Origin of the sequence: Streptomyces fumanus (genome assembly GCF_014655295.1) — a bacterium.
In the GTDB taxonomy this organism is placed as follows: domain Bacteria; phylum Actinomycetota; class Actinomycetes; order Streptomycetales; family Streptomycetaceae; genus Streptomyces; species Streptomyces fumanus.
Map to the genome: position 1 here is coordinate 1 of NZ_BNBI01000034.1, position 1,474 is coordinate 1,474.

1 protein-coding gene and 1 pseudogene are annotated in these 1,474 nt (G+C 68.5%); both read right to left on the reverse strand.

The features are described from left to right. On the reverse strand, positions 1–921 hold a 921-nt coding region (locus tag IE316_RS35145), incomplete at its 3' end, for an alpha-amylase family glycosyl hydrolase (protein ID WP_268257665.1). Beyond that, positions 918–1,474, reverse strand: a pseudogene (locus tag IE316_RS35150) (alpha-1,4-glucan--maltose-1-phosphate maltosyltransferase); the annotation flags it as partial. The pseudogene IE316_RS35150 and the gene IE316_RS35145, both read right to left, overlap by 4 nt.

The following is a 1,474-nucleotide window of genomic DNA, read 5'->3' on the forward strand; positions in this document are numbered from 1 at the left end:
GGAGACCGGGTAGCGGGACTCGCGGCGCACCGCCATGAAGATGCGCGGCATCACCGGGAAGTGGAACGCCATGTGGCACTCGTCGCCGCCGGAGCGGAAGTCGCCGAAGTAGTCCACGACGTCCTCGGGCCACTGGTTGGCCTCGGCCAGCAGCACGGTGTCCGGGTAGAGCGCGTCGATCTCGCTGCGGACCCGCTTGAGGAACGCGTGGGTGGCGGGCAGGTTCTCGCAGTTGGTGCCCTCCTCGGCGTACAGGTAGGGCACGGCGTCCAGCCGGTAGCCGTCGATGCCGAGATCCAGCCAGAACCGGAGGGCGGCCAGGATCTCCTCCTGCACGGCCGGGTTCTCGTAGTTGAGGTCCGGCTGGTGGGAGAAGAACCGGTGGAAGTAGTACTGACCGCGCACCGGGTCGTACGTCCAGTTGGACGCCTCGGTGTCGACGAAGATGATCCGCGCGTCCGCGTACCCCTTGTCGTCGTCGGCCCAGACGTAGAAGTCGCCGTACGGCCCGTCGGGGTTCTTCCGGGACTCCTGGAACCACGGGTGCTGGTCGCTGGTGTGGTTCATCACGAAGTCGATGATCACCCGCATGCCGCGCTGGTGGGCGGCGTCCACGAACTCCACGAAGTCGGCCAGATTGCCGAACTCGGGCAGCACGGCGGTGTAGTCGGAGACGTCGTAGCCGCCGTCCCGCAGGGGTGACTTGAAGAACGGCGGGAGCCAGAGGCAGTCCACGCCGAGCCACTGGAGGTAGTCGAGTCGGGCGGTCAGGCCCTTCAGGTCGCCGACGCCGTCGCCGTTGCTGTCCTGGAAGGAGCGGACCAGGACCTCGTAGAACACGGCGCGCTTGAACCAGTCGGGGTCGCGGTCCTGGGCGGGGGTGTCCTCGAACGTGTCCGGTACGGGCTCGTTGACGGTCATGAGGTGGTTGACCCTCCGTTCTGGGGCGCGGTGGACGACCGCTGGACGTGGAAGACGTGCGCGGGGGCCCGGCCGGGCTCCAGTCGCACGTAGTTCGTCCGGCCCCAGTGGTAGGTCTCCCCCGTGAGTTCGTCCCGCACCGGCACCGACTCGTGCCAGTCCAGGCCGAGTTGCGGCATGTCCAACGAGATCGTCGCCTCCTGGGTGTGGTGCGGATCGAGATTGACGACCACCAGGACGGCGTCGGGGCCCGAGCGCTTGCTGTACGCGATCAGCGCGTCGTTGTCGGTCCGGTGGAAGCGGAGGTTGCGCAGCCGGTGCAGCGCGGGATGGGCGCGCCGGATGGCGTTGAGGCGGGTGATGAGCGGGGCCAGGGTGCGGCCCTCGCGTGCGGCGGCTTCCCAGTCGCGGGGTTTGAGCTGGTACTTCTCCGAGTCGAGGTACTCCTCGCTGCCCTCGCGCAGCGGGGTGTTCTCGCACAGTTCGTAGCCGCTGTAGATGCCCCAGGTGGGGGAGAGGGTGGCGGCGAGGACGGCGCGGGCCTCGAAGGCGG